1 pseudogene is annotated in these 605 nt (G+C 39.7%); it reads left to right on the top strand.

The features are described 5' to 3' along the window. Positions 1–98: 98 nt before the first annotated feature. A pseudogene (locus B4033_RS02885) lies at positions 99–605 on the top strand (hypothetical protein); the annotation flags it as partial.

Here is a 605-nt window from a genome sequence, read left to right as displayed (position 1 = left end):
TTGAAAGTGGCTTACCTGCACCAAAACAAATTGATCAAGAAAAACGTAATACCAATGTCGGCGGAACCTTGTATGTCGATCCAAATGCAGACACCAGTATGAAATTCGGTTTCGCTTTAGGTGATTTGGAAGACAATACTTACGCAGACAAACGTCGTAACTCTCACAGCAGCACCAATAATCAATCAGCTTTGATTTTCGCGGAGATGCAACAAAAACAAGATTGGGGACAATTAATACACCAGCTCAATTACCAAAAAATTGACAATGCCCGTGAATCAACATCTGATCGTGGCATAAACTGGATGTATGCAGCAGGGAGCAAAGACTGGGCGAATACTGAAAAAGTATCGGAAGGTGCCATCTCTGCAGATATTGATTTAAAACAATCTTCTGTGAATTATGGATTAGATGCGGTATTTAATAACTTTAAATTTGCAGACACCGACCATCAAATCAGCGCCGGTTTTACCTATCATTATGATGATGTACAATGGGAACGTACCAAAGATTTTTCAACTTTCTATGGCGTGACATCAGGGAAAACCCAAAACTTGTTTGATCTTAAAGGTCAACAATGTCAAATCAATGATCCCCTCTGCGAT

The sequence above is a fragment of the Acinetobacter sp. UBA3132 genome, assembly GCF_002364825.1.
Classification (GTDB): Bacteria; Pseudomonadota; Gammaproteobacteria; order Pseudomonadales; family Moraxellaceae; genus Acinetobacter; species Acinetobacter schindleri.
Note: the sequence above shows the minus strand (reverse complement) of the source record. Positions and strands in the feature narration are given on the sequence as shown.